Origin of the sequence: Microcystis sp. LE19-131.1A, assembly GCF_027532015.1 — a bacterium.
In the GTDB taxonomy this organism is placed as follows: Bacteria; Cyanobacteriota; Cyanobacteriia; order Cyanobacteriales; family Microcystaceae; genus Microcystis; species Microcystis ichthyoblabe_A.
In genome coordinates this window covers 1-6,494 of record NZ_JAPZSS010000094.1, presented here as the reverse complement: position 1 = coordinate 6,494, position 6,494 = coordinate 1, and the positions used below count along the sequence as shown (strand labels likewise).

General features: G+C 42.3%; 4 protein-coding genes and 2 pseudogenes. 1 reads left to right on the top strand and 5 read right to left on the bottom strand.

Going from position 1 to position 6,494, the window contains the following annotated elements; genetic code table 11:
- The 3 genes and pseudogenes from O9323_RS08220 to O9323_RS08210 all read right to left on the bottom strand — a co-directional run.
- A pseudogene (locus O9323_RS08220) lies at positions 1-104 on the bottom strand (IS607 family transposase); the annotation flags it as partial.
- Positions 105-603: 499 nt separating this feature from the next.
- Positions 604-1,386, bottom strand: a complete 783-nt coding sequence (locus O9323_RS08215) for a DUF3153 domain-containing protein (RefSeq protein WP_002752520.1) — start codon at positions 1,384-1,386, stop codon at positions 604-606.
- A gap of 2 nt (positions 1,387-1,388) precedes the next feature.
- Positions 1,389-3,641, bottom strand: a complete 2,253-nt coding sequence (locus O9323_RS08210; RefSeq protein ID WP_288124938.1) for a ribonuclease R family protein — start codon at positions 3,639-3,641, stop codon at positions 1,389-1,391.
- A gap of 422 nt (positions 3,642-4,063) precedes the next feature.
- Here O9323_RS08210 and O9323_RS08205 point away from each other — a divergent pair, with 422 nt between their 5' ends.
- Positions 4,064-4,795 (top strand): slr1353 family protein, encoded by a 732-nt coding sequence (locus tag O9323_RS08205; RefSeq protein WP_271937088.1) that lies wholly within the window; start codon positions 4,064-4,066, stop codon positions 4,793-4,795.
- A 239-nt stretch (positions 4,796-5,034) separates the two neighbouring features.
- On the opposite strand, the gene O9323_RS08200 is transcribed toward O9323_RS08205, so the two are convergent.
- Positions 5,035-6,327, bottom strand: coding sequence for a DUF4377 domain-containing protein (locus tag O9323_RS08200; RefSeq protein WP_002752517.1), 1,293 nt, complete (start codon positions 6,325-6,327; stop codon positions 5,035-5,037).
- A gap of 34 nt (positions 6,328-6,361) precedes the next feature.
- Positions 6,362-6,494 (bottom strand): annotated as a pseudogene (locus tag O9323_RS08195) (IS630 family transposase); the annotation flags it as partial.

Genomic DNA, 6,494 nt, shown 5'->3' with positions numbered 1-6,494 from the left:
GTTCCTGTAGGAAGACGTTCTCCTTGTAACTGCCCTCGATTCCACATTCTCCAAGCAGTGTCATAACTGATCCCTTTTTTCTTAGCATAATCTGATAGTTTCATGTGAACTGCAATGTAAACTTGTACTAACCATATTAGCGGTTGTTTGCAGTCATTTGCATATATTTTTTACAAAACTTTACAATACAATCTTTTTAGGCTGCCGCATACTGATGAGCCTTTCTTTGTCAACTCTTGAGGTTGATGCTTTTCATTTTTGAATTGGCACTTTCTTGCGTCAGGCTTTGGCCTCTGTCCATCACCCCTTGAATAGGTTTGTCTCTCTTATCCCCACTGCTGATTTTTCTCTCTTTGTCAACCCCTAGACCTGAATAGCAGCAATTCTCAGTTTTAGACACAGCAAGCCTTTTAGGGATTTAAAGAACATTTTAAAGGGGGATTTTTGGCGCAACTTTGGGTGTACTGTCACGTCAAAAGCCCGAAGACTCGTCAAATGAAATTCGCCATCCCATTGAATTTCACCCCGTATTATGCGAACTAACTCCCAAAAGCCTTGCTACAGGGCAAATTTAGAATTGCTGCCTGAATAGTTACTCTCAATTTAAGTCGATGGGGATACACCAGGCAAGCGTTTATATTTCAAGTAATAGGCAAAAACTGTTATTACAACAATAATTATTGTGCCGATACCCAAATAGTTAGGAACCCAAAAAGCCGCGCCAATGGTGTTAATTTCTCCCGGTTTTAAATGCCAAATTAACTGATTGTCAACTTGTTCTACTGGGGGATTTAATCCTGAGTCATCTTCAATATTTTGACCAGCTAAGGGAGTCTTTAAAGCGAAGTCGATATCAACTAAGGAACCGGGGCTAATGATAATATTTCCCTGTTCGGAAAGTACACCCAAAGCCCGCAAATCAACGGTTAATTTTAAGTTTTTCTGGGTCAAAAAGAACCAATCTTGTTCTGTAACTGCCAGTTTTGAATCCAGTTGCAGTAACTTTATATCATCAGTATTAGCAGAGTTTTTGATTTTAAAGGAAGAACTAGGATCAAAAAATTGATTGAATTTTTCCTCTAATTCCTGACTATTACTAAAGGGAATAGTGACAATTATTTCTCGTTCGGAAATATGATCGGTTTTCCCCTTAAGTAATTTTGCCCTCTGTTCGATACTATTTAACCATTTAGTGGCTTCGGTTTGACTGAGACTGGTTAAGCGTTGTCCGAGGGTGATATGTTGAATAATTTCCCCGTGGTGTTGGTGGGGAAAATTAATGCCCACATCGTAACGGACACAGCCAGTTAAAAAGAGAAAAATACCGCATAAAAAGGGCAGAATAAAGCGGGTTTTCCCGATTTTTTCGGTGGTTAATTGATTCATAATTAATCTTCTTCTAAGTCGTCATAACTTGCTGAACTGCCACCGCTAACCGTAACTAGATCGATTTGCTGACGATAATAGTCTACATCTTTTATCTCCACTTCCACCTCATCACCGAGACGATAGGCAACGCGATTTTTCCGTCCTACCAAACAGCTATGACGAGCGCGATATTCGTACCAATCATCCTTGAGAGAAGAAACATGGACCAACCCTTCCACTAATAAATCGGAAATTTCCACGAAGAAACCATAGGATTGTACACCAGTAATTAAGCCGCGAAAAACTTGACCCATTCTTTCTTTCATTTTCTCGGCTTTTTTCAATCCTTCTAGGTCTTTTTCGGCATCTTCAGCAATTTTTGAGCGATCATTGAGATGGGAAACAATTAGATGGCTTTCTTCTTCCAACTCCTCCTGAATTTGACTTGGGAGAATATTCCAATGAATCTGTCCATGACAGCTATTACTGCCCAAATTAACCCCGACTTTGACGATTTTGCTGCGGCGATCTTTCCCCTCGGTTAATAGGATTTTTAACACCCGTTGTACCCAAAGATCTGCATATCTTTGTAGGGGTGAGAGACAGTGGGTATAATTGCTAGGATAGGCCAAACCAAAATGGGCCAGAGGATGACTACTATATCTAACTAATTTGAGAGTTTCTTGCAGCAGATAATTGAGGACTTTCACCGATGTGGAAGCGGAAAAAGTGCGGGTGAGATTTTGATAGTCATTGGGTTTAATCTCCTCCTCGGCAGTTAAATTTAATTCTGCCCCTAAATTATTGGCCAATTTGAGTAAATCCTCCAATTCATCCCAATCTGGTTCCGATTGTCCACAGTAGATACAGGGCAATTTTAAGGCCTGTAAATGTTCAGCGACGACTTTGCCGGCTAAAATTGCCACTTCTGTCAGTAAAGAACGGGCAGGTAAATTATTAGAAGCGAGAACAGTCCCCCCCCGTCCTTCGTCTTTGTAGGGAGAGATTTTGTCTAATTGAATATCAAAACTACCCCGCTGCAGACGTTGGGATTTTAGGGTGGGGCAAACGCTGAAAAATAAATCTTTCAGGGTTTCAACGGTATCGGTGGGGGCAGCTGCGCTATCTTCTTCACTGAGCAGATCGCGCACCTGTTGATAGGTAAAATGTTGATCCACTTGGATGAGGCTGCGGGTGATTTCGTACTCCACTAGCTCCCCCTTGTCATCGAGGGTGACGAGGATAGAAATAGCGGGGCGCTGTTCTTGGGGTGACAGGGAACAACGACTGGCAAGGGCAGCCGGGACTAATGGCAGCACTTTTTCGCCTAAATAGACGGCTGTTCCCCGTTTTTTGGCAACTTTATCCAATAATCCGCCCCGTTCAATGTAACGGGTGACATCGCTGATATGAATGGCGACTTGCCAGCGATTTTGGTTGATTTTCTCTAAAGAAAAGGCATTTTCAATGATTGGGGGATAATCTAGAGGGGTGTCATCTTCGATGGTAAAGGTGAAGAGTTGGGTTAAATCTCGCAGTTGTTCTTTTTCGCCACTATCGAAGAAATCCGCTAAATTATCGGCAATTTCGAGGGCTTCTGGCGGAAAATTATGGGGTAGATCGTGTTTACAGGAGACGATATCCGTGTCGGCAGCGGCCTCGGCCGTGGAACCGAGAACGCGAGTAACTTTACCGATGGGAGGCATTTCCCCTAGGGGATAACGGAGGACGGAAACATGAACGAGGTGATCGATGTTTTCTAGGAGATTTTGACCATTTTCGAGGAGATTAAGGGTAAATTTCAGGCGATCATCGAGGGGAACCGCCACAAACTGCTCATTTTCCTGTTTTACTTGCGCTAGAAGCGAAGGATTAGCTCGTTCGAGAATTAATCTCACCTCTCCTTCTGGGGAACGACGACGGGTTCCCTCGCGGATGATTTTGACTAAAACTCGATCGCCATTCCAAGCGTTACTGAGATGATTTTTCGAGACGTAGATGTCATCAGCATCTTCGATATCTTGGATAGCAAAGCAAAATTCTTTACTGGAACAGCGCAGCTTTGCTTCTACAATATTTTCCTCGATCACACGACGATAGCGCCCCCGTTCTTTGACAACCATTCCCAGACGTTCCAAAGCATCGAGAATCACTTGCAATTTTTCGCAGCTTTCGGGATCGTCTTCGCAGCCTAATTTTTTTTCGAGAAGTTTACCCGTAGCTAATTTATCATCACTAAGATGAGAGAGGAGTGTGGCGATCGAGAAGTCCATCTAACAATAATCCTTACTTACAAGACACTGACGGAATGGTGGACAATTAAGTTTAAATACTTATATAATGAGAGGATTGATTTAAACCATTGACTCGAGAGATTATCTCCATCGGGCTAATTGCGATCGCTGGTGGTGACAGTGAAGGTAAACTGACCAAGCATCGAACACCCGAACCTACCCTGAGAATTATCGAAGCCTTCGTTAGTATAAGCCAATAGCGAACACTGGCAAACCTTTTGGCGATCGCTCATCTTGCTGGCAGAAGCTTCAGCCTAGTAGAATCTTGTTACTGTGGGCAAGGCTAATCCTAGGACTGAAAATTTTATCTAATCTTTAATCCTAGCAAGAACTTGCTACATTTTTCCATAATTACGATAGAGTATTTTAGTATAAGTACAAAAGAACTCGAAAAAGTCACCATGTTGCAAAAGTTACGCCAACGTTACCCCCAAGTTGCCCTGATTAGCGAGTTAGTTCAAATCGATCACGGCAAGTATATTGTGAGAGCGATCATCGAAATTGAGGGAAAAACGGTCGTTACAGGTTTAGCAGCGGCAGATACGGTGGAAATCGCCGAAGATAGAGCCAGAGAACGAGCTTTACTGCTTTTAGAGGCTGAAAACACCCCCGATCTCCAGCTTGTGGAAAAAGTCAGCCCCAATAATATTTCTCTACCGTCCGATTTACCTAAAACCGTCCCTAGTACCAAAAAATCGACTAAAACGGCTAAAGTCACTGAAATACCTCGTCCTGAAGCTAAAATTGAACCGGAATTACCCCAAGTTCAGGATATTCCCCCGGCTAAAATTGAACTGGAATTACCCCAAGTTAAGGATATTCCTTTACCGGAACCAGAGCCTTTATTATTAGAAATGGAAACCGATAATTACTCCTTATTATCAGAATTGCCAGAAGAAGCGAGTTTAACTGAAGAAGAACCCCCGGCACCGGAACCAGTTGTTGTTATTCCCGAAGAAATCGATTATTCAGTGCTTAAAACTAAAATTGATGTGGAGATGAAACGATTAGCTTGGACTACAGAAAAAGGTCGAGAATACCTGATTTCTACCTATGGCAAAAAGTCCCGTTTACTGCTAACTAATGAGGAGTTATTAGAATTCTATAACTACTTATCTAGTATCAGTGCCTAATCACTAAACCTGCTGCATAAATTAAAAATCTTCCGTTAAGTGAGGAGTCTCCAAGCCAGTATTCTCCGAGTCAGGAGAAGCGGAAAGAAATAGATTATTTTCTAGCAATAGAAAAGCGATCTTTTTCTGGAAAATGCGATTAAAAACTCACTTTTGCGGGAGATATAATAAAAAAGGAAGCTATTAGCTGCCAGTCTTTTTCTCCCTATCTCACTGATAACTGATAACTGATAACTGAATTAATTTCTCACTGCTTCTGTTTCCGCTTCTTTGGGAACAACAACTGGCACTCCGCTGACTGTTTCAATTTGATAAACAACGCGACTTAATTGGGAAGGACAACAGAGAGGATCCGTATCTTTATAGCGATTAAAAACCACAATAATTCGAGCGCTATTTTGTAAAACAATTCTCTGAGATGCACCATCAGTGCGGGAATCCATCGGTCGCGGGGAAAGAGTGCCAGCGAATTTACCATCGACAAAAACAAAGTCTTGATAACCCATTGGTCGGCACATTCCATCCACTCCACTCATAGCCGAAATAACGCTAGTTTTGCCATAGGTTTGCACGGCCCCGTAGAGTAACCATCCTGCTTTATTAAGTGCTTGATCATTGGCAGTAATTGCCGGACGAACCTGTTCACGACACTGGTTATCGATCACGGTTTTAACGGGAGATTTGGGGATAGGGGACTTGGCTTTATTCCAATTAGTTAACGGTCGATCAAACCAAGCTCGCGGAGTCTCTTTTTCTGGGGTTTGGCTAATAACTTCTAATAGCTTCCATGTTTCGGAATTTTGATTAGTAGCTGGATTGGAGACGGTTTCAACGCTAACTTTAATTTGATAGAAAAATCCTGGTTTATAATCAAATCCATCGATACTATTAGGGAACAATCTCCAGTTTTCCTCGGGTTTTTCTCGCATCTGTAAACAGTCTTTGGTTGTGCCTTGGCTACAGGGTTGTTTCCGAGAATGGATATAAATGGTCTTTTCCGTGCGCGTAGTGGTTGGTGCGGGGGTAAAAGTGAGTATTCCTAAACCTTCGGGAGTACGATAAAATAATTGTAAATCGCCTTTAGCTGTCACTTGGAATTGTTCCACTCCTTGCAAGGCAGCAAGATATTGATTTTCTTGTTTCATCTGCGGTTCCGGACAGGCTTTTTTGGTAGTAGCGATCGCTTGATTGATCTGAAGCGTGTCATCATTGACTTGATAGCCAGTATTATACTGGTTGCATCCGGCCGAACCACTGAGGATATTTTTCTGGAAAGCGGCAGTAATTTCCGTTTCTTTCACCAAACTTCCGGCTGTCCACCCCCTTAGTTTCCATCGAGTCCCCTCCAAAGGGGAAGTATTAGCGATCGCCGCTTTCCCCGCTAAAGCACAACTTAGGGCAATTGTCAAGAAAATTCCCGTTTTTTTGGCGTTCAAAATTGCTATTCTCCTCGTCAAAGCAACAATTCTATTATGGCGTGGGGCGGTTGCCCAGCGGCCCGGGATGAAGGGTAGAAAAAGACTTTTCCCCATTCCTTGACTCCTTCCCTTGCCTTGATTCTATACTTTAGACGTTCATAATCTGAGATTTATTAAACTTCTGAAATCGTAGAGTCAGCAAAGAATCCAGTTCTTTTTTATGTTTCAGATGGGCATCATTCAAACATTCATAAATGGCTGAAGAAAAGTCAGAAAAGTTT